Below are 24,300 nucleotides of genomic sequence, written 5' to 3'. Positions count from 1 at the left end.
TGCAGGCCGTCCGATACCGTCCGGATCCCGGAGGCGTCGCGCGCGGCGCGCCCTTGGGAGGGCGGCGGCGGGTGACGGACGGGCGGGTCCGGAGGGTGCGGCGGTACCGGGCGGTGGCCATGTGGCGGGGGAAGGTCAGGCGACCGGGATCACCGGGACGACGCCTTCGCGGTGCACGGTGCCCTCGATGAGCCCGTACATGCGGTCGGCGGCGTAGTAGACCTCGTTGTCGTTCTTGAGGCCGAAGGGCTCCAGGTCGACGAGGAAGTGGTGCTTGTTCGGCAGCTCCAGGCGGACTTCGTCCACCTCGGCGCGGTTGTTGAGCACCCGGGTGCCCATCGCGTGCAGGGTCTGCTGCAGCGAGTAGGAGTAGGTCTCGGCGAAGGCCTCCAGCATGTGGCGCTTCACATGGGTGTAGGAGCGGTTCCAGTTGGGCTGGGCCTCGCCCTCCTTGCCACTGAAGGAGTACTTCCAACGGGCCGTCACCTGGGTGGCCAGGATCCGGTCGTAGGCCTCCTGCAGGGTGGTGTACCTGTCCTTGATGTAGCCCCAGAACTCCGAGTTGGTGGAGTTCATCACGATCAGGTCCTTGAGGCCGGAGATCACCTGGACGCTCTCGCCGTCGTAGACGATCTCGGTGGTGCGGGTCTCCTGACCGCTGCGGACGAAGGAGTGGCCGACCTCCTCCGAACCGATGAAGCGCGAGCTGTTGTCCGGAGTCTTGATCCGGTCCCAGGCGTACTCCTCGATCCGGATCCGGGCGCGGCGCACCGGCTCGGTGCTGTCGACGAAGTGGCGGGCCAGCGTGATGCCGAAGCCCTCCGCCGAGTCGATGCCGTGCTCCTTGGCGAAGGCGTAGACGGTGTTCTTGGTGGTGTCGGTGGGCAGGCAGTTGGCGTTCGAGCCGGTGAGGTGGACGTCCTCGAAGTCGCCGGAGAGGGCGACCGAGACGTTCAGGTCCTTGATCTCGTGACGGGTGCTGTCACGGTAGATCCGGACGATGCGGTTCTCCGCCTTGCCGTACTGGTTCTGACCGAGCACGTGGGCCATGACGTGGCTCCTAAGCAGTAAGCGGTCTAGCTTCCGCGGTAGACCGAGTAGCCAAACGGGTTGAGCAGCAGCGGCACGTGGTAGTGGTGCTGCGCGGGCGCGACCGTGAAGACGATCGAGACCTCGGGGAAGAACGGCGTCCGGTCCGACTGCCCGGCGAAGTAGGCCGCGGTGTCGAACTGGAGCCGGACGACCGAGCCCGCCTCCACGGCCGGCAGGTCCTTGGCCCGGCCGTCGGAGTCCGTGGCGGAGGTGCCGAGCACCGTCCAGCCACCCTCGGTGTGCAGTGCGAGCTCGACCGGGACACCCTCGGCCGGGCGGCCGAGGCTGGTGTCGAGCACGTGCGTGGAGATGCCAGTCATGGGTGAAGTGACCTTACTGATGGCAGGATTGACGAGCTGTCGGGCGAATCCTAGGACTCGTCCAGCAGTCGGTTGATGCGAATGTCGTTGATCTTGCGCAGCTCGCCCCGGACGATCTCCGCCTCGGCGGCGGCGTCATGGGGGTAGCGCTCGCGCAGTGCTGCGAGCATGGTCCCGGCGGTCCGGCCGGTCGCGCAGATCAGGAACACATGGCCGAACTTCGCCTCGTAGGCGGCGTTGGCCTCGTGCAGTTCATCGAGGAGTGCGGATTCCACACCCCGGATGCCGGCCTGCTCGCGCTCGGAGGTGGCGTCGCCCGCCTTGGGCTTGCCGATCCGGGCGTGGCCGGCCATCGCGTCGTTCAGGTCCTGGACGGTGAGTGCCGCCATGGCCGCCGCGTTGGCGGCCAGGAGGGCGTCCCGGTCGGCCCAGGGCCGGGCGGCCGCAACGGCCTCGGCCCAGCTGGGGCTGGAGCAGATCTCCAGCAGGGTCTCCGTCAGCTCGGCGGCGGGAGCCGCCGCCAGCGCGCTGAGGGCGCCGGCTGCGTCAGGGGACGCTTGGGGGTGGTTGGTCACGGGTGGACCTCCTGAAGAGTGGTGCCACTCGCAAAAGCTAGATCCACCACCCCCGAGCGTCAACACTTTGTTGAACGGTTGGTGGTTAAGTTTTGGGACGGGCCGGGTTACGGGCCCTTTTCGTGTGCGATTCGCCAAGTGCGCCCGTCGGCAGGGCCGGGACAGACTGGGCAAACCCGGCGAGGGCGGCCCGGGATCAGCTGGTCCTGGTGTCGTCCTGCTGTCGGTTCAGATAGTTGTACACCGTGAACCGGCTGACGCCGAGCGCCGAAGCCACCGTCTCCACACCATGGCGGACGGTGAAGGCGCCGCGCTCCTCCAGGAGGGCGACCACGCGCTGCTTCTCCCAGCGGTCCAGATCGGCCAGTGCGCGGCCGTCGAACTGGCGGGTCATCTCGGCCAGCAGGCGGTCCAGGGCGCTGCTCAGGTGCGGCAGGCGGACGGCCACGGCCGGTACGCCCTCCCACTCCAGGACGACATCGTCGGGCCGGGCCTGATCCAGCTCGACCTGGGTGGCGCCGACCGCTTCCAGCAGCGGCTTTATCGCCGAGGCGAGCGGGTGTTCCAGGGCATTGCTCACTGCGTACCCACTCCTTCCGGGCTCTTCGCCTTCACGTCCTCGCCGAGGACGCTGATCTGGACGGAGATCCGGGTGGCCCCGGCGTCCAGGGTCTCCCGCAGCAGCTTGGAGACGGCGGCCAGGACCTGTTCGGCCTCGCCCTTCGCCCCGGTGCCGAACGGGCCGACGGCGACCTCCAGGTCCGCCTCGTCCACCACCCGCCGGGCGGCCACCGCATGCTCCGGGAATGTGTCCAGTTCGAACGGTTCTGTCGTGAACTCCACCATCAATCGCACCCGCTCACTCTAGCGAGCGACCTCGCGTTCGGGAGGGGCTGGGCGATCGGACAGTGGGACCCCGGTGTGGCCGGTGGCCGTTCATCGCATGTCATGAAAGGCACGGCTGCTTCAACAAATTGTTGTGACGGCCTTGACACCCCGGAGCATCCCCGGACATGCTTCCACCAAGCAGAATCCCTCTTCCGGATCGTGGAAGTTGCGGATGACGGAAGAGAGTGAGAGGTGATTGACGTGACTGCCGCCTCCAAGCACAGCTACACGGTCAACCTGTCGATCCTGTTCAGCGAGCTTCCCCTTCTGGAGCGCCCGGCCGCCGCTGCCGCCGCCGGCTTCACCGCCGCTGAGCTGTGGTGGCCCTTCGGTCTGAACCACACCCCCTCGCAGGCCGATCAGGACGAGCTCCGTAAGGCCTTCACCGACGCGGGCGTACAGCTCACCGGCCTCAACTTCCTGGACGACCTCGCCACCGGCGTCGCCAAGGGCACCCTCTCGGTCCCGGCCGAGAGCGGGCGTTTCCGCGAGAACATCCCGGTGGCCGTCTCGCTCGCCGAGTCGCTCGGCACCAAGGCGCTCAACGCCCTCTACGGCAACCGGATCGAGGGAGTCGACCCGGCCGAGCAGGACGAGCTCGCGCTGGAGAACCTCGTTCTGGCCGCCCGGGCCGCCCACTCCATCGGCGCGATCCTGCTGATCGAGGCCCTCAACAGGCCCGAGGCGCCGGACTACCCGCTGGTCTCCGCAGCTGCCGCCGTCGAGATCGTGGACAAGGTCAACGCCGCCACCGGCCTCGGCAACGCCAAGTTCCTCTGCGACTTCTACCACCTGGCCAGGAACGGCGAGGACCTGGTCGCGGTCATCGACGAATACGCCGACCGCTTCGGCCATGTGCAGATCGCCGACAACCCGGGCCGCAACGAGCCCGGCACCGGCGAGCTGGACTTCGAGGACCTCTTCGCCCGGCTGACCGCAGCCGGCTACGGGCCGGTCGGCGGCTCCGCCGCGGGCGGCCGGATCGGCCTGGAGTACCGCCCGTCGAGCGGCGTCAGCGCCGACGGCTTCGAGTGGCTGCCCCGCGAGCTGCGTTCCGACCAGCCGCGACCGTAGCAGTCCCCACCCCACCCCTCCACGTACGAAGGAACGCGACGCGATGAGCCGCAAGATCGCTTTTATCGGCCTCGGCATCATGGGCAGCCCGATGGCCGCCAACCTGGTCAAGGCCGGGCACCATGTCACCGGCTTCAACCTCACCCAGGGGCCGATCGACGCCCTGGTGGCGGCCGGTGGCCACGGTGCCACCGGCATCGCCGACGCGGTGAAGGACGCCGAGGTCGTCATCACCATGGTCCCGGCCGACCCGCAGGTCGAGCAGGTCATCCTGGGCGAGGGCGGTGTCCTGGAGAACGCGAGCGCCGGTGCCCTCGTGATCGACATGTCCTCGATCACCCCGCAGACCTCCATCAAGGTCGAGGCCGAGGCCAAGGCGAAGGGCATCCGCACCCTGGACGCCCCCGTCTCCGGTGGCGAGGCCGGCGCCGTCGAGGCCGTCCTGTCCATCATGGTCGGCGGCGAGGCCTCGGACTTCGCCGAGGCGAAGCCGCTCTTCGACGCCCTGGGCACCACGGTGATCCACGTCGGCCCGGCCGGTGCGGGCCAGACCGTGAAGGCCGCCAACCAGCTGATCGTGGCCGTCAACATCCAGGTCCTGGCCGAGGCCGTGGTCTTCCTGGAGAACGCGGGCGTCGACCTGGCCGCCGCGCTGGACGTGCTCGGCGGCGGCCTGGCCGGCTCCACCGTGCTCAACCGCAAGAAGGGCAACATGCTGAACCGCGAGTTCGCTCCCGGCTTCCGCATCGACCTGCACCACAAGGACATGGGGATCGTGACCGACGCGGCCCGTGCCGTCGGTGCCGCCCTGCCGGTCGGTGCGGTCGTCGCCCAGCTGGTCGCCTCGGCCCGCGCCAACGGCGACGGCTCGCTCGACCACTCGGCCCTGCTGCGCGGCGTCGAGCGGCTCTCCGGCCGCGAGGTCAAGTAAGACCGACCGGCAATAGGGCCCGCGGCGTCGCGACCCCTATTGCCGGTCGGTCCAAGCCCGCCGGACAGGTACTTCGTGCCGGGGTGCGCCCTGACAATCGCGCCCCGGCACGGGATCAGCACAGCGCAGTACCCACAGACTCCTCCTGGTGGCGTGTACCTGTCCGGTCGTGCCCGCGTCACCAGGAGGCCAGATCCGACCGGCAGACGGGCTGTGGCCCGTCCGCCCTCTGCCGGTCGCTCCAAGCCGGCGGCGCGCGACCCTCCCGGGGGCACTTCGGTCGTGCCGGCGCGCCCCGCCCGGCCCCCTCCCTCGCCGAGGGGAGCCTCTCGTACGTCGGAAGCGGGACGAGAGGAACGGCGGGGAGGGGGCTTCACCCAGGGCGATCGGGCAACCGTCAGGGGCTCGGCAACCGCTCGGTGGCCCCGAGCCCCTGGATAGTGCAAGTTCGGTTCAGTGATCGGAAGAGAGGCCCACACCATGCCCGCCACCCCCACTCAGGGCCATGTGGTCGTTGCTCCCGACAAGTTCAAGGGCACCCTGGAGGGCGCCGAGGTCGCCGCCAGGATCGCGGCCGGTATCCGCCGTACCGCCCCCGGTGTCGAGGTTCGCGAACTGCCCGTCGCGGACGGCGGCGAGGGCACCCTGGCCGCCGCGCTGGCCGCCGGATTCACCCGGGTGGCCGCCAAGGTCGCGGGTCCCACCGGCCTGCCGGTGGACGCCGCGATCGCGGTCAGGGACGACATCGCCGTCATCGAGCTGGCCCAGGCCTCCGGCCTGGCCCGACTGCCCGGCGGCCGTACCGCGCCGCTCGCGGCCGGCTCCTTCGGCGTCGGCCAGCTGATCGGCCGGGCGGTGGCGCTGGGCGCCAAGCGGATCGTGCTCGGCCTCGGCGGCAGTGCCTGCACCGACGGCGGCGCCGGAATGGTCCAGGCGCTCGGCGCGGCCCTGCGCGACCGTGACGGAGCCGAGCTCGCCCCCGGCGGCGCGGCCCTGCGCAGGCTCGCGGCCCTCGACCTCGGCCCGCTCGCCGACTCGCTGGACGGTGTCGAGATCGTCGTCGCCTGCGACGTGGACAACCCCCTGCTCGGCCCGCGCGGCGCGACCGCCGTCTACGGTCCGCAGAAGGGCGCGGAGGACGAGGACCTGGTGGTCCTGGAGGAGGGGCTCAGCCGGTGGGCGGACGTGGTCCGAGAAGCCACCGGTGAGGACTTCCGTGACGCCCCCGGCGCCGGGGCGGCAGGCGGGGTCGGCTTCGCCGCCCTGGCCCTGCTCGGCGCCACCATGCGACCCGGCATCGAGCTTCTCCTCGAACTGCTGGGTTTCGACGAGGCTGTGCGTGGGGCGCGCCTCGTCGTGACGGGCGAGGGCTGTCTGGATGCGCAGACGCTCCATGGCAAGGCCCCCGCCGGCGTTGCCGCGGCGGCCACTCGGGCGGGGGTTCGGGTGGCCGCTGTGGCAGGGCGAGTGGAACTGTCGGAGGAGGAGTGGCGCACGGCCGGTTTCGTCTCCGCGATCGCCCTCACCGACCTGGCCGAGCTGCCCGGCGACAGTATGACCAGGGCCGCCGAGCTGGCCGAGGCGGCGGGGGAGCGGCTGGCCGCCGAACTGCTGGCCGGCTGACCACCACGCGCCTCGTAGCTTCCTACATTGACGTTTTGTTGAAGGCGGGCCTAGGCTCCGAGCCATCGCAGCAGCAAGTCTGATGATCAGACCGTCAACTGCCGCCTCGGCACTGCCTGTCCGCTCTCAGCGACCCCCAGATTCCACCCATTGGTCCCGAAGATTCGGCCTTGCCCGGAGGTCCAGATGCCCCTCAGCGAGACGCCACCCACCACCGTGGTGATCCGCTCCCGCCGTGTCGTACTGCCGGACGGCGAGCATCCCGCTGATGTGCTGATCAGAGACGGCCGAATCGAGCGGATCGCCGCCCACGGCTCCCTGCCGACCGACGGCCTGGACCTGACCGACCTCGGCGACACCGTGCTGCTGCCCGGCCTGGTGGACACCCACGTCCATGTGAACGAGCCGGGCCGCACCGAGTGGGAGGGCTTCGCCACCGCCACCAAGGCCGCCGCGGCCGGCGGTGTCACCACCATCATCGACATGCCGCTGAACTCCGTCCCGCCCACCACCACGGTGGACGGCCTGGCAGCCAAGCGGAAGACCGCCGAGGGGCAGTCCTGGATCGACCTGGGCTTCTGGGGCGGTGCGATACCCGGCAACGCGGCCGACCTGGAGCCGCTGCACGAAGCCGGGGTCTTCGGCTTCAAGAGCTTCCTGGCCCCCTCCGGCGTGGACGAGTTCCCGCACGTCGAGCAGGCCGACCTGGAGATCGCCCTCGCGGAGCAGGCCCGGATCGGCGCGCTGGCCATCATCCACGCCGAGGACCCCGCCGTCCTTGACGCCGCCCCGCAGCAGCCCGGAGTGCACTACCGCGACTTCCTGGCCTCCCGGCCCGCCGACGCCGAAACGGCCGCCGTGGCCCGGCTGCTGGACACCGCCCGCCGCACCGGCGCCCGCGTCCACATCCTGCACGTCTCCGCCGCCGCCGTGCTGCCGCTGCTGCGCCGGGCCCGCGAGGACGGCGTCCGGGTGACCGCCGAGACCTGCCCGCACTACCTCACCCTCGCGGCCGAGGAGGTGCCGGACGGCGACACCGCCTTCAAGTGCTGCCCGCCGATCCGCGACGAGTCCAACCGCGACGAGCTCTGGGCGGCCCTGGCGAACGGCGAGTTCATCGCGGTCGTGTCCGACCACTCGCCGTCCACTCCGGATCTGAAGGAACTTCAGCGCTACGGCGGCAGCGGCGACTTCGCGGCCGCGTGGGGCGGTATCGCCTCCCTCCAGCTCGGTCTGCCGGCCATCTGGACCGAGGCCCGCAAGCGCGGCCACAGCCTCGAGGACGTGGTCCGCTGGATGTCCGGCGGGCCCGCCTCGCTGGTCGGCCTGACCGGTACCAAGGGCGCCATCGCCGTCGGCCACGATGCCGACCTGGTCGCCTTCGATCCTGACGCGGAGTTCGCGGTGCGCGCGCAGGCGCTGCACCACCGCAACCCCGTGACCCCGTACGCCGGCCGGACGCTCACCGGTGTGGTCCGCACGACCTGGCTGCGCGGCCGGGTCGTGAACGTGGACGCCGAGCCGTTCGGCCGCCAGATCACTCGTCATTAGGAGCCTTGAGTTGAGTACCGTGAACACCCCCAGCGCTCCGTTCACCGAGCTGGTCAACCTGGCCTCCCGCCTGCTGGGCGCGGGTGTCGTCGGCACCAACGAGGACACCTTCGCCGATGCGGAGAACCTCCTGGTCGCCAGGCCGGCCGAGTTCCGCCCGCACACCTTCGGCCACAAGGGCCAGATCATGGACGGCTGGGAGAGCCGCCGTCGCCGCGGTGTCTCGGCCGAGCAGCCGCACCCCACCGACGAGGACCACGACTGGGCGGTCGTCCGGCTCGGCGCGGCCGGCGTGATCCGTGGCGTGGTGGTGGACACCGCCCACTTCACCGGAAACTACCCCGAGTCCGGCTCGGTCCAGGGCGCCTCCGTCCCGGGCCACCCCTCACCCGAGGCGGTCCAGGCCGCCGAGTGGGTGGACCTGGTACCCCGTACTCCGCTCCGGGGCGACACCGCCCACGAGTTCGAGGTCACCAATGAGCAGCGCTTCACCCACGTCCGCCTGAACATCTGGCCGGACGGCGGTGTGGCCCGGCTGCGGGTGCACGGCGAGGTCCGCCCGGACCCGCGTGACCTGGACGGTCTCACCTTCGACCTCGCCGCCCAGGAGTACGGCGGCGTCGCCGAAGCCGCCTCGGACCGCTACTTCTCCTCCCCGCACAACCTGAACGCTCCCGGCCGAGCCTCCGTCATGGGCGAGGGCTGGGAGACCCGGCGTCGGCGCGACAAGGCCAACGACTGGGTACAGATCGCCCTGGCCGGGGGCGGCGAGGTCCTGGCCGCCGAGGTGGACACCACCCACTTCGTCGCCAACGCCCCCGGCTGGGCCGACCTGGTCGGCTACGACGCCTCGCAGGGTGGCAACCCTGCCGACGGCCACGGCTGGTTCGAGATCCTGCCCCGGACCCGCCTCCAGCCCGACACCCGCCACCGCTTCCGGCTCACCGCGGACCGTCCCGTCACCCACGTCCGGATCAACGTCTACCCCGACGGCGGCCTCGCCCGCCTGCGGCTGACCGGCAGGCTCACCGAGGCCGGCCGCGCGACCCTCGCGCTGCGCTGGTTCAACGCACTGCCCGCCGCCGAGGCCGAGGCCGCCCTCACCGAGGCCGGACTCGACCAGGCCGAGGCCGCCGCGCTGACCGCCGCCCGCCCGCTCGCGGACGCCGCCGCGACCACCGCCGCCGTCGCTGCTCTGCAGCCGACCGACGGCCCCGACGGCGAGCAGTCCTCCCGCCGCCGCTCGGCCATCTGGCGCCTGCTCGGCGTCTGATCCCGAAACACCTCCGCACCGCCGCTACTTGAAGGACCCTCATGTCGAAGATCTTGACCACCGAGTCCGGCGCCCCGATCGCCGACAACCAGAACTCCGCCTCGGCCGGTGAGTACGGCCCGCTGCTGATCCAGGACCAGCAGCTGCTGGAGAAGCTGGCCCGCTTCAACCGCGAGCGCATCCCGGAGCGCGTGGTGCACGCCCGTGGCTCGGGCGCGTACGGCTACTTCGAGGTGACCGACGAGGTCTCGCAGTTCACCAAGGCCGCCTTCCTCTCCGAGGTCGGCAAGCGCACCGAGGTCTTCCTGCGGTTCTCGACCGTGGCCGGCAACCTCGGCGCCAACGACGCGGTCCGTGACCCGCGCGGCTTCGCGCTGAAGTTCTACACCGAGCAGGGCAACTACGACCTGGTCGGCAACAACACCCCGGTGTTCTTCATCAAGGACCCGCTGAAGTTCCCCGACTTCATCCACTCGCAGAAGCGCGACCCCTTCACCGGCATCACCGAGGCCGACAACGTCTGGGACTTCTGGGCGCACGCCCCCGAGGCGACCCACCAGATCACCTGGCTCTTCGGCGACCGCGGCATCCCGGCCTCCTACCGGCACATGAACGGCTACGGCTCGCACACCTACCAGTGGGTCAACGAGCAGGGCGACGCGTACTGGGTGAAGTACCACTTCAAGACCAACCAGGGTGTCCGCAGCCTGGACGGCGCCCAGGCCGCCGAGGTCGTCGGCGGCGACGCCGACAGCCACCAGCGCGACCTGCACCAGGCCATCGAGCGGGGCGTGTTCCCGTCCTGGACCCTGTACGTCCAGCTGATGCCGGTGGCCGAGGCGGCCGAGTACCGCTTCAACCCGTTCGACCTCACCAAGGTGTGGCCGCACGCCGACTACCCGCTGCAGAAGGTCGGCCGCCTGGTTCTCAACAAGAACCCGGAGAACGTCTTCGCAGAGGTCGAGCAGGCCGCCTTCTCGCCGAACAACTTCGTTCCCGGCATCGGCCCGTCCCCGGACAAGATGCTCCAGGGCCGCCTCTTCGCCTACGCGGACGCCCAGCGCTACCGCCTCGGCGTCAACCACACCCTGCTCGCCGTGAACGCCCCCAGGGCCACCGAGGCGAACAACTACGGCCGTGACGGGTTCTCGGCCGTCAACAAGTCCGGCCGCGGCAAGAACTACGAGCCCAACTCGTACGACGGCCCGCGCCAGACGGACGGCGCCCTGGCCGCCCCGGTCGCCCTCTCCGGCTACACCGGCACCTACACCACCCCGGCCCACACCAAGGACGACGACTTCTTCCAGGCCGGTGAGCTCTACCGCCTGATGTCCGACGGAGAGAAGGAGCGGCTGATCGACAACCTGGCCGGCTTCCTCGCGCAGGTCTCGCGAGACGACGTCATCGAGAAGAACCTCGCCCACTTCCACGCGGCCGACGAGGAGTACGGCGCCCGCCTGGAGGCCGCCGTCGCCAAGCTCCGTGCAGGCGACGAGAACTGACACCACGGCACCACCCGACCAACCCTCAACGGTCCCCCGAGCCCGCACTCGGGTGACCGCCGACGGGCCCCTCCCCCCAGGGCAGTGGGGGAGGGGCCCGTCGGCATTCGCATGATCTGCCAAATTCGCATGATCTGCCAAGCCAAACAGGGGCGCGAGGAACTGCGCGGGTAACCCACGGCGACGGGATCCTTGGTTCACCGTCAGTCAGTTGCACTATTCAGGGGCGGGCTGGCGTCCGCTGAAAACCTCTACGACAGTGCGGGGTTGCCCGTCGCCCCTGGGGCAGTTGCCCGATCGGTCTCGGGTGCAATGTGCGGCATATGCCAGTCAAGTGGGCCTGACAGTGTGGGGGCGAATATCGCCCTAGCGTGGGGTGCGGTGGTTCGGGCGTGGATAGGCTGGGGGGTATCGCGGCAGGTCCGCGCGGATGGGTGGGATGCTCGCGAAGGGGGCCCTCATGTCGGCATGGAGCCGGGGCGATCGGACCACGCTCGATCAGGGTGGCCCGAGTCCGTTCGGTCAGCTTCAGCGAGCCCTGCGGTTGCTGGAGACGGTGGACCGCCACAGCAGCGGCGTCACGTCCACCGTCGTCGCCCGCGAACTTTCGCTGCCCTTCGCGGCGGTGCAGGAACTCGCCGAGGTGCTGGAGCTGGAGGGCTACCTGATCAACCAGGAGGGCGCCTGGGTGCTCGGTGGCGCCTTCGCCCTGCTGGGGCAGGACAACCGCAGGCAGCTGCTCCGCACCAGGCTCGACCGCACCCTGGCCGAGCTGCGCGACGAGTTGGGCGCGGCCGTCTACTTCAGCCGTTACCACGACGGCGAGTTGACGGTGGAGGCCGTCGCCTCCGCCGACTACGCCCCGCCGGTCGAGGAGTGGGTGGACTTCCGGGCCTCGGCCCATGCCAGCGCCCTCGGCAAGTGCCTGCTCAGCCAGCTCGACCACGACGGCCGGCGGGACCACTTCTCCCGGCACCCGGTCGCCCGGCTCACCTCACGGACCATCACCGATGCCGAGCAGCTGATGCACCGTCTGGAGCGTCAGCCGGCCACCGTCCCCGTGCTGGACCTCCAGGAGTACGCGCTGGGCACCGTCTGCGCCGCCGTCCCGGTCACCGCCGGCAGTACGGTCGGCTGTCTGGCCACCTCGCTGCCGGCCACCGACATGTACCGCCTGCGCGCGGCCGCCGACCTCCTCGCCGAGCGGGCCGCACCGCTGATGATCGCGATGGCGGTCTGACCCGGGCCCCCGGGGCTCTCGCTCAGCCGGTCTCCACGCTCTCGGGCGGCCGGAGCGGCCGCTGGTCCCCGAGGGTCCGGCCGGCGTGGCCGAGAAGGGCGACCCCCCGCGAGTGTCGCGCCGGCCGTGACGAAACGACACATGGATCTTCCAGCCCTGCGGCGGGAGTTCGGCGGCGCGCTGATGCGGCATCATCCAGGGGCCCCGGGCGGTCCTGACCCACCCCCGGGGCGGCTCGCGGTCCGTGCGGGCGGCTGACCCCGCGTCGCGGGCATGCTCCGGCGGATCATCGCCCGGCGCCCGGCCGTACGACTTCGTCAGGAGCCCCTCACCCCCGGGCAGTAGCCGGCCGTGGCCGGGCAACCGGCGCCCGAGGGCTGAGCCGCAAGCTTATTAGACTCAATGTCGATAAGAATGGCCGAAACCCTTGTGGGCCTCGGTACTCGCGAGTAGGTTGCCGGTAATCGCCGCGCCGCTCGCAGGTCAGGAGGCTCCCCATGCCCCGCCCCACCGCGCCCACGACCGTTCACGACAGCCTGGTCCTGGAGCCCAGGGACGTCCGCTTCGACTGGTCGCAGCTGCCGCTGCACTGGATCCCCGACGAGCCGATGGCCACCCACACCATCAACGTGCTGCACCTGCTGCTGCCCGAAGGGGAGCGGTGGTTCGTCCGGGTCTTCAAGGAAGCGCTTCCGATGATCAGGGACGAGCAACTGCGCGAAGAGGTACTGGGGTTCATCGGCCAGGAGGCGATCCACGCCGAGGCGCACCAGGAGGTCCTCGACCACCTGCTCGGGCAGGGGCTCGACCCGCGCCCGTACGTCCGTCAGATCAGCTGGCTGTTCCACCGCATCCTGGGGGAGAAGCCCGGACTGACCGAGCGGCAGCGGCGCGAGAACATCATCGAGCGGGTCGCCTTCGTCGCGGCCATCGAGCACTTCACCGCCTTCCTCGGCAACTGGGCACTCAACTCCCCAGGGCTGGACCGGGCCAAGGCCGACCCGACCATGCTCGACCTGCTGCGCTGGCACGGCGCCGAGGAGGTCGAACACCGCAGCGTCGCCTACGACCTGATGGTCCACCTCGACCCCGGGTACCTGCGCCGGATCCGCGGCATGATGGTCTCCGGACCGCTGCTGGTGCACCTGTGGGTGCGCGGGGTCCGCTTCATGCTGGCCGCCGACCCGACCCTGGAGGGGAGGATCAGGCCCACCTGGCGCGAGGCGCAGCAGCACGTCAGGCGCGGCCTGCTGCCCGACCCGGTGAAGTCGATCCGCTCCGGGCTGCGCTACCTCCGCCCTGGATACCACCCTACCCAGGAGGGCTCCTCCAGCCAGGCCCTCGGCTACCTCGCCACCTCCCCGGCCGCCCGCGCCGCCGCTCGCTGACTCATGCCCCAGGGACGCGGGAAACCGTGCACCGCCTCAACGGAATCCGCGTGATCAGCCAATCACCACCCAGGGGTGCGGGGGACTGCGCGAGAAACCGTGCACCTTCGTTCATGGCTGGTCGCGCACGCAGTCGATCGACAGGAACCCCCGCGCCCCTGAAAGGGCCGACCCCGGCCGCCCGGTATTCACCTCCACCCGCCCATCACCGTTCCGGAGCCGCAACGGATGGACCTCACCACCCCGCCTCCCGACCTCTACGGCCGCCCCAGGCCCGACCGCTTCATCCAGCGGATCACCGCCTTCGGCGACCGCTACAGCCCAGCCCTGGGCGGTCCGCTGCTCCGTCGCAGCCCGCGCCGCCCCGCCCCTCGCCCCACGCCGGACCTCCAACTGGTCGTCACCCGGCACGAGGCGGCCGCCACCGACGTGGTCGAGCTGCACCTCGCCGACCCCTCGGGCAGCCCGCTGCCCCGCTGGCAGCCCGGCGCCCGGCTGCTGCTCACCCTCCCCTCGGGCCGCGAGCGGCACTACTCCCTCTGCGGCGACCCGGCCGACCCGCGCTCCTACCGGATCGCCGTGCGCCGGATCGCCGACGGCGGCGGCGGCTCGGTCGAGATCCACGACGAGCTGCACGTCGGCGCCCGGCTGACAGCCCGTCGGCCGCGCAACGGCTTCGCCTTCTGCGCCGAGCCCGCCGTGCTCCTCCTGGCCGGCGGTATAGGCATCACCCCCCTTCTGCCGATGGCCCGTCAGGCCGCCCGCAGCGGCCTCGACTGGCACCTCGTGCACGCCGGCCGCAGCGCCGACAGCATGCCCTTCACGGACGAGCTGCGCGCCCTCGACCCGGGCCGCGTCACCCTGCTCACGGACGACGACCGGGGCGTCCCCGACGCGGTGGACCTGCTCGCCCACGCCCCGGCGGGCGCCGCCGTCTACTGCTGCGGCCCGGCGCCGATGCTCGCCGCCGTGCAGGCGGCCCTGGACGCCCCGCCCGCACGTTCCCTGCACTTCGAGCGCTTCGGTGCCGCGCCGGTCCCGGACGGCAGGCCCTTCACCGTCCGCCTCGGTGCCGAGGGTCCCGAACTGCCCGTCCCCGCCGACAGATCCGCGCTCGACGTGGTCCGCGAGGTCCGCCCCGAACTGCCCTACTCCTGCCATCAGGGCTTCTGCGGGACCTGCCGGGTGCAGCTGCTCTCCGGTGTGCCCGAGCACCGCGACCGCCGCCTCACCGAGGAGGAGCACGCCGCCGGTGCCCTGCTGCCCTGCGTCTCCCGAGCCGCCGAGGGTGAAACCCTCGTCCTGGATCTGTGACTCGACCAGTGAGGAGCTCACCGATGCCGCGCTTCCCCTTCGACGACCGTGACCTGGACCGCTTCCGGGAGACCCAGCAGCTCGCGTACCACTGCGCCGAGCAGGTGGCCGCCTGGATCGAGCCTGGGGTGACGGAGCGTCAGGCCACCACCAAGCTGCGCCGCTGCCTGGTCTCGGCGGGTGTACAGGACTTCTTCCACGTCCCGTTCGCCTGGTTCGGCGACCGGACGGCCTTCAGGCACTTCCACACCCCGCTGCAGTTCTTCGCCGGCAACCGCCGCCTGGCCGAGGGCATGCCGTACGTCCTGGACTGCGCACCGGTCGTGGACGGCTACACCGCCGACATCGGCTACGGCGGCAAGGTCGGCGAGAACCCGATCTGGGACCGGCTCGCCGCCGACCTCCAGGTGTACCGGGAGCTGATCCTGCGCGAGGTCAGGGCCCGCAGGCCGCTCGACGAGGTGTACGCCGCCGTGGACGCGCAGATCGCCGCGCACGGCTACGACAACCGGCACCGGGTCTACCCGGGCCGGGTGATCGGCCACCAGGTGACCCGGACGACCGCGCGCGGCCCGGCCGGCGTCAACCTCTTCGGTTTCGGCGTGCGGACCCTCCAGACCCTGGGCCGGGAGCTGATCAGCGAACGCCTGCACGGCCGCTCCCCGCTCTGGGCGGACGGCCGCAGCTCCCGCCATGCCCCGACTCCCGGACTCTGGGCGGTGGAACCGCACATCGGCTTCCGCGAGGTGGGCATCAAGTTCGAGGAGCTGCTGGTGGTCACCGAGGACGATGCCTACTGGCTCGACGACGACCTGCCGCACGTACGGCGCTGGACCCAGCCCAAGGAGACCGTCCGATGACCACCCGCCGGAACCGTCGGGCGCTCGTGCCCTGCGCCGACGCTCCTTCTTCGTCGCTCCCTCACCCGTCGCTCCCGGCCCCGGCGCGCCGGACCGTCGATTCCGGCGGCCTGCCGCTCGCGGTCTGGGAGCAGGGCGACCCCGAGGGCCCGACCGTGATCCTGGTGCACGGCTACCCCGACACCCATGTCGTCTGGGACGACGTCGCGGCCGACCTCGCCAGGGACCACCACGTGGTCCGCTACGACGTCCGGGGCGCGGGGGAGTCCGGCGTCCCCGACTCCCGGGCCGGCTACCGGCTCGACCGCCTGGGCGCCGACCTGTTCGCCGTCGCCGACGCCGTCAGCCCCGACCACCCGGTGCACGTCGTGGCGCACGACTGGGGCTCGGTGCAGTCCTGGGAGGCCGTCACCGCTCCCGGTGCCGAGCAGCGGATCGCCTCCTTCACCACCATGTCCGGGCCCTCGCTCGACCACACGGGCCACTGGATCCGCCATCGCCTGCGCCGGCCGACACCCCGGCATGTGCGGCAACTCCTCGTCCAGGGCGCCCACTCCTGGTACATCACCGCCTTCCACCTGCCCTTCCTCGCCCCCGCCGCCTGGCGCCTGTGGCTGGCCCGTGCCTGGCCGAGGGTGCTGCGCGACCTGGAGGGCGTCACCCCGCGCCCGGGTCACCCGCAGGCAACGCTCAAGCGGGACGCGGTTCGTGGCATCGAGCTGTACCGGGCCAATATGCGGCCCTCCGTCCGCCACCCGCGCGAGCGGCCCACCGAGGTGCCCATCCAGCTGATCACCCTGGCCCGGGACCACTACGTCGGCGAGTTCCTCTCCGAGGGCCTGGAGCGCTGGGCGCCCAGGCTCACCCGGCGCACCGTGAACGCCACCCACTGGTCGGCGCTGCTGGAACAGGGCCCCGTGGTGGCCGGAATGGTCCGGGAGTTCGTCGGCCGCGTCGCCGCCGGGCAGGACCACGCGCCGCCGGACAGCGGTCAGTTGGTGGTCATCACCGGCGGCGGCAGCGGCATCGGCCGGGCCACCGCGCTCGCCTTCGCCGAGCAGGGCGCCACCGTACTGCTCGCCGATCTCGACCCGGCCGCCGCCGAACGCACCGCCGAACTCTGCGCACTGGTCGGCGGCCGCGCCCACGCCCACGCCCTCGACGTCAGTGACGGCGCCGCCGTGGACGCCTTCGCCCAGCAGGTGGCCGAAGAGCACGGCGTACCGGACGTCGTGGTCAACAACGCGGGCATCGGCCACTCCGGGACCTTCCTGCAGACCACCGAGAAGGAGTGGCAGCGCGTCCTGGACGTCAACCTCTGGGGCGTGATCCACGGCTGCCGGGCCTTCGGCACCCTGATGACCGAACGCGGCACGGGCGGACACATCGTCAACCTGGCCTCGGCCGCCGCCTATCTGCCCTCCAAGGTGCTCGCCGCATACGCCACCAGCAAGGCCGCCGTACTGATGCTCTCCGAGTGCCTGGGCGCCGAACTGGCCCCGCACGGCATCCGCGTCTCCGCCATCTGCCCCGGCATCGTCAACACCAACATCACCCGCACCTCCACCTTCTCCGGCCTCACCCCGGCCCAGCAGGCCGCCAAACAGGAGCGGGTGTCCAGGATGTACGCCCGCCGGGGCTTCCCGCCCGAGAAGGTCGCCACCGAGATCCTCCGCGCGGTACGCACCGGAAAACCCGTCGTCCCGGTCACCTTCGAGGCCAAGGCCGCCCGCCTGCTCGGCCGTCTCTCCCCGGGTCTGCTGCGCCGCGCCGCCCGCCTCGACGTGGGCTGACGCCCCGCACCTCCCTCGAAGCGCTTGAAGCCTCGCGGCGCGTGTCTGAGGTGCGGGCGGGCCCAGGGTGGGGCTTGGGCCAGGATCAGGCCGCGTGGGGGTGGGGCTTGTCCTGGTCGGGGTCGGCGGTGCGGGTCAGGTCGTGGTGGATCGGTCCGTTCCCGGCGGAGAGGGGGAGGCAGCTGCCGCCCCGGCGGTGCGCGATGATCTCGGCGGCGACCGAGACGGCCGTCTCCTCGGGGGTACGGGCGCCGAGGTCCAGGCCGATCGGCGAGCGCAGCCTGGCGATCTCGGCGTCGGTGAGGCCGACCTCGCGCAGGCGCGCGTTGCGGTCGCGGTGGGTGCGCCGCGAGCCCATCGCGCCGACGTAGCCGACCGGCAGGCGCAGAGCGCGCTCCAGCAGCGGGATGTCGAACTTGGCGTCGTGGGTGAGTACGCACAGCACGGTGCGGCCGTCGATCTTCTCCAGCTGGGAGTCCAGGTAGCGGTGCGGCCAGTCGACCACGACCTCGTCGGCGTCCGGGAAGCGGCGCTCGGTGGCGAAGACCGGCCGGGCGTCGCAGACGGTGACCCGGTAGCCGAGGAACTTGCCGATCCGCACGACGGCCGCGGCGAAGTCGACCGCGCCGAACACGATCATCCGGGGTGAGGGGACGTAGGACTCCACGAAGAAGGTGACGGTGCCCTGCTCGTCATCGTCACAGGGCCGTCCGTCCAGGCCGAGGACGACCCTGCCGGTGCGGCCGGAGTCCAGCATGGCCCGGGTCTGGGCGACGGCGGCGCGCTCCAGGGCTCCGGTGGTGGACGGCGCGGGGGAGAGCGTGCCGTGGTGGCTGTCGGCAGTGACGGCGACGGTGGCGCCCAGCAGCCCGGCGGGGCCGTCGATCACGCGGGCGAGCGAGACGGGGGTGCCGGAGGCGATGTAGGTGATCCCGGCGTCGAGTGCGGCGTCGGCGCCCGGGGTGATCGGCTGGACGAAGACATCCAGGATTCCGCCGCAGGTCAGACCCACCGCGAAGGCGTCCTCGTCGCTGTAGCCGAAGCGTTCGAGGACGGGTTCGCCGGAGGCGATGGCCTCCCGGCAGAGCTCGTACACGGCGCCCTCGACGCAGCCGCCGGAGACGGAGCCGATCGCCTCGCCGGAGGCGTCCACGGCGAGGGCGGCGCCGGGGTCGCGCGGCGCGCTTCCGGAGACGCCGACCACGGTGGCGACGGCGAAGGAGCGCCCCGACGCGTGCCAGCTCTGCAGCTGCTCGGCGATGTCCTGCATCTCGGGGGGCTCCTCACATGTGTCGGGGACAAGGGGGGTGCCGTGGTGCGGGAGCCTCGGCCCCCGCACCACGGCGGGTCGTGCTAGTGGACACCCAGCAGACCCTTGATCGGGCTGAGCGCGAAGTACACCAGGAAGACGGCGGACAGGATCCACATCAGCGGACCGGGCTCGCGCCACTTGCCGGTGCCCGCCTTGATCACGGTGTATGACAGCACACCGGCCGCCACACCGGCGGTGATGTTGTAGGTAAAGGGCATCAGCACGCTGGTCAGGAAAGCCGGGATGGCCACCTCGCGGTCCGACCAGTCGATGTGCCGGGCCTGGCTCATCATCATCGAGCCGATCACGACGAGGGCGGCGGAGGCGACCTCGACCGGGACGATGCCGGCCAGCGGGGAGAAGAACAGCATCAGGGCGAAGAACGATCCGGTCACCACGGAGGCCAGGCCGGTGCGGGCACCGTCACCGACACCAGTGGCGGACTCGACGAAGACCGTCTGTCCCGAGGCACCGGCGACCCCGCCGATGGCGCCACCCGCACCGTCGATGAACAGGGCCTTGGACAGACCCGGCATCCGGCCCTGCTTGTCGGCGAGACCCGCCTCGGTACCGACGCCGATGATGGTCGCCATCGCGTCGAAGAAGCCGGCCAGGACCAGGCCGAAGACGGCGATGCTCGCGCTGATCGCACCCATGCCCTGGCTGCCGAAGGCGCCGAAGAGGTCGAGGTGGCCGAAGAGGCCGAAGTCGGGTGCGGAGACCGGGCTGCCGGGCCACTGCGGGACGGAGCTGGTCCAGGTGTGCGGCTTGAGGGTGACCGTCGCGTTGGCGAAGAACGCGAGCACGGTGCCGCCGGCGATGCCGACCAGAATGGCGCCGCGGACCTTGCGGGCCAGCAGGACGAAGATCGCCAGCAGGGTGATCGAGAAAATCAGTACCGGCCAGCCGGTGAGCTCGCTGTTGGGGCCGAGTGAGACGGGCGGACCGAACGGGTCCGGGCCGTGGTGCACGAACCCGGCCTTGACCAGGCCGATCAGGGCGACGAACAGGCCGATGCCGATGGTGATCGCGTGCTTGATCGGCAGCGGGATGCCGTTCATGATCTTCTCGCGCAGGCCGGAGACGACCAGCAGCATGATCAGGAGGCCGTAGACCACGCACAGGCCCATGGCCTGTGCCCAGGTGGTGTGGGGGGCGACCATGTTGGCGAGCGCGCCGGACACCGAGAGGCCCGCGGCGACGGCCAGCGGTACGTTGCCGACCACACCCATCAGGATGGTGGTGACCGCTGCGGCGAGAGCGGTAGCGGTGGTCAGCTGGGCGTGGTCCAGGTGGGCGCCGGTCTTGTCCGCGCCGCCCAGCAGGACGGGGTTGAGCAGCAGGATGTAGGCCATCGCCATGAACGTGGTGAGGCCGCCGCGGATCTCGTTGCCGAAGGTGGAGCCTCGGGCGGAGATCTTGAAGTAGGCGTCCAGCGCGTTCTTCGAGGACGGTGTCGACGATGGTGCCGGGGACGGCGTGAGGGAGTCGTCGACGGCGGGTCTGTCTTCTTCAGTGGTACCGGGCTCCGTGGGGATCCTGGTCATGTCCACTCCCAAGTGTCAAAGGGGGTTGGGGTGGGCGAGCCGACCTGTTGGCCAGTTGAGGGGTTGGCGCAGGGGGACTGTTCGACTCACTGGAACGCACTCAGTAGTGCCTGCGGTGCGTGGTGGTGCGCACCGCTGCAGAACCCCGGCGTGGGAGAGGCAGCGGATGGGTGGAGCAGGCATTGCGGGTTCCTGGTGTGGGTGGTGCGTCCCCGGGGCGGCGGGGAAGACTGTCGCTGCCCCGGGGAGGTCTGTCAGAGCGTGCCGGTGAGGTGCTCGGGCCGGACCGGAATCCGGTTGAGCGCCAGACCGGTCGCGGCGCGGATCGCGGCGACGATCGACGGCGTGGCGGAGACGGTGGGGGCCTCGCCGACGCCGCGCAGCCCGTACGGGGCGTGCGGGTCCGGAAGTTCCAGGACGTCCACCGGGATCGGCGGGGTGTCCAGGATGGTGGGGATCAGGTAGTCGGTGAAGGAGGCGTTGCGCACCTTCCCGTCCTTGACGATGATCTCCTCCATCACTGCCAGGCCGAGCGCCTGGGTGCAGCCTCCCTGGATCTGGCCGACCACCGAGAGCGGGTTGAGCGCCTTGCCGACGTCCTGGGCGGCGGTCAGCTCGACCACCTTGACCAGGCCGAGCTCGACGTCCACGTCGACCACCGCGCGGTTGGCGCAGAAGGTGTACTGGACGTGGCCGAAGCCCTGTCCGGTCTCCTTGTCGAACGGGACGGTCGGACGGTGGTGGTGCTCACGGGTGAGGTCGATCGCCTCGTCGCCCAGCAGGTCGACGATGGAGATCAGCGAGCCCTGGGACTCGGAGACCACCTTGCCGCCGGCCAGCGTCAGGTCGTTCTGGGTCCAGCCGTAGCGGCGGCGGCCCTTGTCGATGACGGCCTGCTTGACCGCCTCGGCGGCCAGCTTTACCGCGCCACCGGTCATGTACGTCTGACGCGAGGCGGAGGTCGAACCTGCCGAGCCGACCTCGGTGTTGGCCGGGTGGATGGTGACCTGCTCGACACCGAGCTCGGTCCGCACGATCTGGGCGTGCACGGTGACGCCGCCCTGGCCGACCTCGGCCATCGCGGTGTGCACCATGGCGACCGGCTCGCCGCCGATGACCTCGATCCGCACCCGGGCGGTGGAGTAGTCGTCGAAGCCCTCGGAGAAGCCGACGTTCTTGATCCCGACCGAGTAGCCGATGCCGCGGACGATGCCCTCACCGTGGGAGGTGTTGGACAGCGCACCGGGGATCTGCCGGATGTCGAGGTTGTCGAGGTCCAGCGGCGGCGGGAGCGGCATGTCCTTGACCCGCTGGAGCAGTTCGGCGACCGGGGCCGGGGAGTCGATCTGCTGTCCGGTGGGCATGTAGTCGCCCTCGGCCATCGCGTTCAGCTGGCGCAGCTCGACCGGGTCCATGCCCAGCTCGGCGGCCAGCTTGTCCATCTGCGACTCGTAGGCGAACGCCGCCTGCACCGCACCGAAGCCGCGCATGGCGCCGCAGGACGGGTTGTTGCTGTAGAGGGCGATGGCCTCCATCCGTACGTTCGGGATGACGTACGGGCCGTGGCCCAGCGAGGCCGCGTTGCCGACGACGGCGGGCGAGGCGGAGGCGTACGCACCGCCGTCCAGCACGATCCGGGCGTCGGCGAAGACCAGCTTGCCGTCGCGGGTGGCACCGTGCTCGTAGGTCATCTTCGCCGGGTGGCGGTGCACATGGCCGAAGAAGGACTCGTCGCGGGAGTAGACGATCTTGACGGGCTTGCCGGTGTGCTGGGCCAGCAGGCAGGCGTGGATCTGCATCGACAGGTCCTCGCGGCCGCCGAAGGCGCCGCCGACGCCGGCGAGGGTCAGGCGGACCTTCTCCTCGGGCAGGGCGAGCACGGGGGCCATCTGCTGGCGGTCCACGTGCAGCCACTGGGTGGCGACGTAGAGGTCGATGCCACCGTCCTCGGCGGGCACGGCCAGTCCGGACTCGGGGCCGAGGAAGGCCTGGTCCTGCATGCCGACCTCGTAGTCGCCCTTGACGATCACGTCGGCCAGGGCGCGGATCTCGTCGGTGACACCGCCGCCGGAGACCAGCTTCTGCGAGTGCACGATGTTGCCGGAGCCGTGCGACTTGTACTCGTGCGGCTCGTGGACGTAGCCGTACACCTCGGGGTTGAGGCACTGCTCCTCGGTGACGATCGGGGCGAGCACCTCGTACTCGACCTTGATCTTCTTCACCGCGCGGCGGGCCGTCTCCGGGTGGTCGGCCGCGACGAGGGCGATCGCCTCACCGTGGTAGCGGACCTTGTCGATGGCCAGGGCCGGCTGGTCCTGGATCTCCAGGCCGTAGTACTTGGAGCCCGGGATGTCGTTGTGCGTGAGGACCGCGTAGACGCCGGGCACCTTGAGGGCCTCGGAGATGTCCACCGAGAGGATGTCGGCCCTCGGATGCGGCGAGCGCAGGGCCATGCCCCAGAGCATGTCCTCGTGCCACATGTCGGACGAGTACGCGAACTCGCCCCTGACCTTCAGCGTGCCGTCCGGGCGCAGCGGTGAGCCGCCGATGCCGTCCTTGCTCGCCTGGCGGATGTCCTGGAGGTTCTTCTGACCCTGGATGGTGCGAGTGCTCATGCGCTGGTCTCCTTCGCGCACTTGCGGGCGGAGGCGAGCCGCACCGCGTCCATGATCTTCTCGTAACCGGTGCAGCGGCACAGGTTGCCCGACAGCGCCTCGCGGATGTCGGAGTCGCTCGGCTGGGCGTCCTGCTCCAGCAGCGCGTCGGTCTGCACCAGCAGCCCGGGGGTGCAGAAGCCGCACTGCACGGCGCCGGCGTCGATGAACGCCTGCTGGACCAGGCCCAGCTCGCCGTTCTCGTCGGTCAGGCCCTCGACGGTGCGGACCTCGCGGCCCTGCACCTGGCCGGCCGCGACCAGACACGAACACACGGGGGTGCCGTCCAGGTAGACCGTGCAGGAGCCGCACTCGCCCTGCTCGCAGGCGTTCTTCGAGCCCGGCAGGCCGACCCGCTCGCGCAGCACGTACAGGAGGCTCTCGCCCTCCCAGACGTCGTCCGCCTCTACCGGCTTGCCGTTGGCGGTGAAAGTGACCCTCATGCCGCGCTCCTGATCTGCTTGCTGTAGTCGTTCCACGTCCAGGTGAGGGTGCGGCGGGCCATCACGGCCAGCGCGTGGCGCCGGTAGTCGGCGGTGCCCCGGACGTCGTCGATCGGGGAGGCGGCGGCCTTGACCAGCTCGCCGAACTTCTGGATCACCTCGGTGCCGAGCAGGTCGCCCGACTCCCACAGACCGCGTTCGGCGAGTACGCCCTGCAGGTACTCCTCGGCCTCGACGGCGCGGCGCGGCGTGGGAGCGGCCGAGCCGATCCCGGTGCCGACCGTGCCGTTCTTGGGGTGCAGCGCGAAACCGAAGGCGCAGACCGCGATGACCATCGCATTGCGGGTGCCGATCTTCGAGAACTGCTGCGGGCCGTCCGCGACCGGGATGTGCACCGCACGGATCAGCTCGTCCTGCTCCATCGAGTTGCGCTTCACGCCGACGTAGAAGTCGTCGATGGCGATCATCCGGGTGCCACGGACCGAGGCGACCTCGACGAAGACGTCACGTCCGGCGGCGAGCAGCGCGGGGTGCGAGTCGCCGGCGGGCGAGGCCGCACCGAGGTTGCCGCCGACACCGCCACGGTTGCGGATCTGCGGGGAGCCGACGGTGTGCGCCGCCAGCGCGAGCCCGGGGAGGGGCCCGGACAGCTCGTCGATGATCCGGGAGTAGGGCACCGAGGCGCCGAGCTTCACCACATCCCCAGTGATCTCCCACTGAGACAGCTCGGTGATGCGGTTCAGGTCGAGAATCGCGGATGGCCGGTGCACGTCGAAGTTCATCTCGACCATCACGTCCGTACCGCCCGAGATGGGCAGCGCGGTCGGGTACTCAGCCTTCACCGCGAGAGCCTCGTCCCAGGTGGCGGGCCGAAGGAACTCCATGCGGGTGTCTCCTCAAGTCGTTGCCAGCCAGACCGT

At 71.0% G+C, this 24,300-nt stretch carries 21 protein-coding genes; 11 read left to right on the top strand and 10 right to left on the bottom strand.

What is annotated here, in order from left to right; genetic code table 11:
• Nucleotides 1-135: 135 nt before the first annotated feature.
• The 5 genes from pucL to P3T39_RS26880 form a co-directional block, all read right to left on the bottom strand.
• Nucleotides 136-1,050 carry a factor-independent urate hydroxylase gene (pucL, locus tag P3T39_RS26900; protein ID WP_280701539.1) on the bottom strand — a complete coding sequence of 305 codons (915 nt, stop codon included), beginning with the start codon at nucleotides 1,048-1,050 and terminating at the stop codon, nucleotides 136-138.
• Nucleotides 1,051-1,076: 26 nt separating this feature from the next.
• Complete coding sequence (gene uraH, locus P3T39_RS26895; protein ID WP_280701538.1) at nucleotides 1,077-1,412, bottom strand: hydroxyisourate hydrolase; 336 nt, start codon at nucleotides 1,410-1,412, stop codon at nucleotides 1,077-1,079.
• A gap of 50 nt (nucleotides 1,413-1,462) precedes the next feature.
• Entirely contained in the window at nucleotides 1,463-1,987 is a 525-nt protein-coding gene (gene uraD, locus P3T39_RS26890) for a 2-oxo-4-hydroxy-4-carboxy-5-ureidoimidazoline decarboxylase (RefSeq protein WP_280701537.1), read from the bottom strand.
• Between the two features lie 196 nt (nucleotides 1,988-2,183).
• Nucleotides 2,184-2,567, bottom strand: coding sequence for a helix-turn-helix domain-containing protein (locus tag P3T39_RS26885; RefSeq protein ID WP_280701536.1), 384 nt, complete (start codon nucleotides 2,565-2,567; stop codon nucleotides 2,184-2,186).
• Complete coding sequence (locus tag P3T39_RS26880) at nucleotides 2,564-2,842, bottom strand: thiamine-binding protein (RefSeq protein ID WP_280701535.1); 279 nt, start codon at nucleotides 2,840-2,842, stop codon at nucleotides 2,564-2,566. The genes P3T39_RS26885 and P3T39_RS26880 overlap by 4 nt, the downstream gene beginning before the upstream one ends.
• A 234-nt stretch (nucleotides 2,843-3,076) precedes the next feature.
• Here P3T39_RS26880 and P3T39_RS26875 point away from each other — a divergent pair, with 234 nt between their 5' ends.
• From P3T39_RS26875 to P3T39_RS26825, 11 genes are all read left to right on the top strand, one after another.
• A complete protein-coding gene (locus P3T39_RS26875; RefSeq protein ID WP_280701534.1) occupies nucleotides 3,077-3,949 on the top strand; it encodes a TIM barrel protein in 873 nt (290 codons plus the stop codon).
• 43 nt (nucleotides 3,950-3,992) lie between these two features.
• Nucleotides 3,993-4,880, top strand: coding sequence for a 2-hydroxy-3-oxopropionate reductase (locus P3T39_RS26870; protein WP_280701533.1), 888 nt, complete (start codon nucleotides 3,993-3,995; stop codon nucleotides 4,878-4,880).
• A 480-nt stretch (nucleotides 4,881-5,360) separates the two neighbouring features.
• The gene (locus P3T39_RS26865) at nucleotides 5,361-6,503 is read left to right on the top strand and encodes a glycerate kinase (RefSeq protein WP_280701532.1); all 1,143 of its coding nucleotides are present in this window, start codon (nucleotides 5,361-5,363) and stop codon (nucleotides 6,501-6,503) included.
• 186 nt (nucleotides 6,504-6,689) lie between these two features.
• Nucleotides 6,690-8,054, top strand: coding sequence for an allantoinase AllB (allB, locus tag P3T39_RS26860; RefSeq protein ID WP_280701531.1), 1,365 nt, complete (start codon nucleotides 6,690-6,692; stop codon nucleotides 8,052-8,054).
• Between the two features lie 19 nt (nucleotides 8,055-8,073).
• Entirely contained in the window at nucleotides 8,074-9,327 is a 1,254-nt protein-coding gene (gene alc / locus P3T39_RS26855) for an allantoicase (RefSeq protein WP_348534389.1), read from the top strand.
• 41 nt (nucleotides 9,328-9,368) lie between these two features.
• Nucleotides 9,369-10,829, top strand: coding sequence for a catalase (locus P3T39_RS26850; protein WP_280701529.1), 1,461 nt, complete (start codon nucleotides 9,369-9,371; stop codon nucleotides 10,827-10,829).
• A gap of 460 nt (nucleotides 10,830-11,289) precedes the next feature.
• Entirely contained in the window at nucleotides 11,290-12,069 is a 780-nt protein-coding gene (locus P3T39_RS26845; protein ID WP_280701528.1) for an IclR family transcriptional regulator C-terminal domain-containing protein, read from the top strand.
• A gap of 497 nt (nucleotides 12,070-12,566) precedes the next feature.
• Nucleotides 12,567-13,457, top strand: a complete 891-nt coding sequence (locus P3T39_RS26840) for a metal-dependent hydrolase (RefSeq protein ID WP_280701526.1) — start codon at nucleotides 12,567-12,569, stop codon at nucleotides 13,455-13,457.
• Between the two features lie 228 nt (nucleotides 13,458-13,685).
• Nucleotides 13,686-14,771, top strand: coding sequence for a PDR/VanB family oxidoreductase (locus P3T39_RS26835; RefSeq protein ID WP_280701525.1), 1,086 nt, complete (start codon nucleotides 13,686-13,688; stop codon nucleotides 14,769-14,771).
• A 23-nt stretch (nucleotides 14,772-14,794) separates the two neighbouring features.
• The gene (locus tag P3T39_RS26830) at nucleotides 14,795-15,631 is read left to right on the top strand and encodes a M24 family metallopeptidase (RefSeq protein WP_280701524.1); all 837 of its coding nucleotides are present in this window, start codon (nucleotides 14,795-14,797) and stop codon (nucleotides 15,629-15,631) included.
• A complete protein-coding gene (locus P3T39_RS26825; RefSeq protein WP_280701523.1) occupies nucleotides 15,628-17,424 on the top strand; it encodes an SDR family oxidoreductase in 1,797 nt (598 codons plus the stop codon). Before P3T39_RS26830 ends, P3T39_RS26825 begins: the two co-directional genes overlap by 4 nt.
• 85 nt (nucleotides 17,425-17,509) lie before the next feature.
• On the opposite strand, the gene P3T39_RS26820 is transcribed toward P3T39_RS26825, so the two are convergent.
• From P3T39_RS26820 to P3T39_RS26800, 5 genes are all read right to left on the bottom strand, one after another.
• A complete protein-coding gene (locus tag P3T39_RS26820; RefSeq protein WP_280701522.1) occupies nucleotides 17,510-18,694 on the bottom strand; it encodes an XdhC family protein in 1,185 nt (394 codons plus the stop codon).
• An 83-nt stretch (nucleotides 18,695-18,777) separates the two neighbouring features.
• Nucleotides 18,778-20,283: an NCS2 family permease gene (locus tag P3T39_RS26815; RefSeq protein WP_280701521.1), complete on the bottom strand. Its 1,506-nt coding sequence runs from the start codon at nucleotides 20,281-20,283 to the stop codon at nucleotides 18,778-18,780.
• A gap of 254 nt (nucleotides 20,284-20,537) precedes the next feature.
• On the bottom strand, nucleotides 20,538-22,898 hold the full coding sequence (gene pucD, locus P3T39_RS26810; RefSeq protein WP_280701520.1) for a xanthine dehydrogenase subunit D: 2,361 nt from the start codon (nucleotides 22,896-22,898) through the stop codon (nucleotides 20,538-20,540).
• A complete protein-coding gene (locus P3T39_RS26805) occupies nucleotides 22,895-23,380 on the bottom strand; it encodes a 2Fe-2S iron-sulfur cluster-binding protein (RefSeq protein ID WP_280701519.1) in 486 nt (161 codons plus the stop codon). Before P3T39_RS26805 ends, pucD begins: the two co-directional genes overlap by 4 nt.
• Entirely contained in the window at nucleotides 23,377-24,264 is an 888-nt protein-coding gene (locus P3T39_RS26800) for an FAD binding domain-containing protein (RefSeq protein ID WP_280701518.1), read from the bottom strand. Before P3T39_RS26800 ends, P3T39_RS26805 begins: the two co-directional genes overlap by 4 nt.
• Between the last annotated feature and the right edge of the window lie 36 nt (nucleotides 24,265-24,300).

The sequence above is a fragment of the Kitasatospora sp. GP82 genome (genome assembly GCF_029892105.1).
In the GTDB taxonomy this organism is placed as follows: Bacteria; Actinomycetota; Actinomycetes; order Streptomycetales; family Streptomycetaceae; genus Kitasatospora.
Note: the sequence above shows the minus strand (reverse complement) of the source record. Positions and strands in the feature narration are given on the sequence as shown.

Excerpts from the sequence above, each read along its gene's own strand:
- pucL (WP_280701539.1), bottom strand. The coding sequence starts at position 1,050 with ATGGCCCACGTGCTCGGTCAGAACCAGTACGGCAAGGCGGAGAACCGC.
- uraH (WP_280701538.1), bottom strand. The coding sequence starts at position 1,412 with ATGACTGGCATCTCCACGCACGTGCTCGACACCAGCCTCGGCCGCCCG.
- P3T39_RS26870 (WP_280701533.1), top strand. The coding sequence starts at position 3,993 with ATGAGCCGCAAGATCGCTTTTATCGGCCTCGGCATCATGGGCAGCCCG.
- P3T39_RS26865 (WP_280701532.1), top strand. The coding sequence starts at position 5,361 with ATGCCCGCCACCCCCACTCAGGGCCATGTGGTCGTTGCTCCCGACAAG.
- allB (WP_280701531.1), top strand. The coding sequence starts at position 6,690 with ATGCCCCTCAGCGAGACGCCACCCACCACCGTGGTGATCCGCTCCCGC.
- P3T39_RS26850 (WP_280701529.1), top strand. The coding sequence starts at position 9,369 with ATGTCGAAGATCTTGACCACCGAGTCCGGCGCCCCGATCGCCGACAAC.
- P3T39_RS26845 (WP_280701528.1), top strand. The coding sequence starts at position 11,290 with ATGTCGGCATGGAGCCGGGGCGATCGGACCACGCTCGATCAGGGTGGC.
- P3T39_RS26840 (WP_280701526.1), top strand. The coding sequence starts at position 12,567 with ATGCCCCGCCCCACCGCGCCCACGACCGTTCACGACAGCCTGGTCCTG.
- P3T39_RS26835 (WP_280701525.1), top strand. The coding sequence starts at position 13,686 with ATGGACCTCACCACCCCGCCTCCCGACCTCTACGGCCGCCCCAGGCCC.
- P3T39_RS26830 (WP_280701524.1), top strand. The coding sequence starts at position 14,795 with ATGCCGCGCTTCCCCTTCGACGACCGTGACCTGGACCGCTTCCGGGAG.
- P3T39_RS26825 (WP_280701523.1), top strand. The coding sequence starts at position 15,628 with ATGACCACCCGCCGGAACCGTCGGGCGCTCGTGCCCTGCGCCGACGCT.
- P3T39_RS26820 (WP_280701522.1), bottom strand. The coding sequence starts at position 18,694 with ATGCAGGACATCGCCGAGCAGCTGCAGAGCTGGCACGCGTCGGGGCGC.
- P3T39_RS26815 (WP_280701521.1), bottom strand. The coding sequence starts at position 20,283 with ATGACCAGGATCCCCACGGAGCCCGGTACCACTGAAGAAGACAGACCC.
- pucD (WP_280701520.1), bottom strand. The coding sequence starts at position 22,898 with ATGAGCACTCGCACCATCCAGGGTCAGAAGAACCTCCAGGACATCCGC.
- P3T39_RS26805 (WP_280701519.1), bottom strand. The coding sequence starts at position 23,380 with ATGAGGGTCACTTTCACCGCCAACGGCAAGCCGGTAGAGGCGGACGAC.
- P3T39_RS26800 (WP_280701518.1), bottom strand. The coding sequence starts at position 24,264 with ATGGAGTTCCTTCGGCCCGCCACCTGGGACGAGGCTCTCGCGGTGAAG.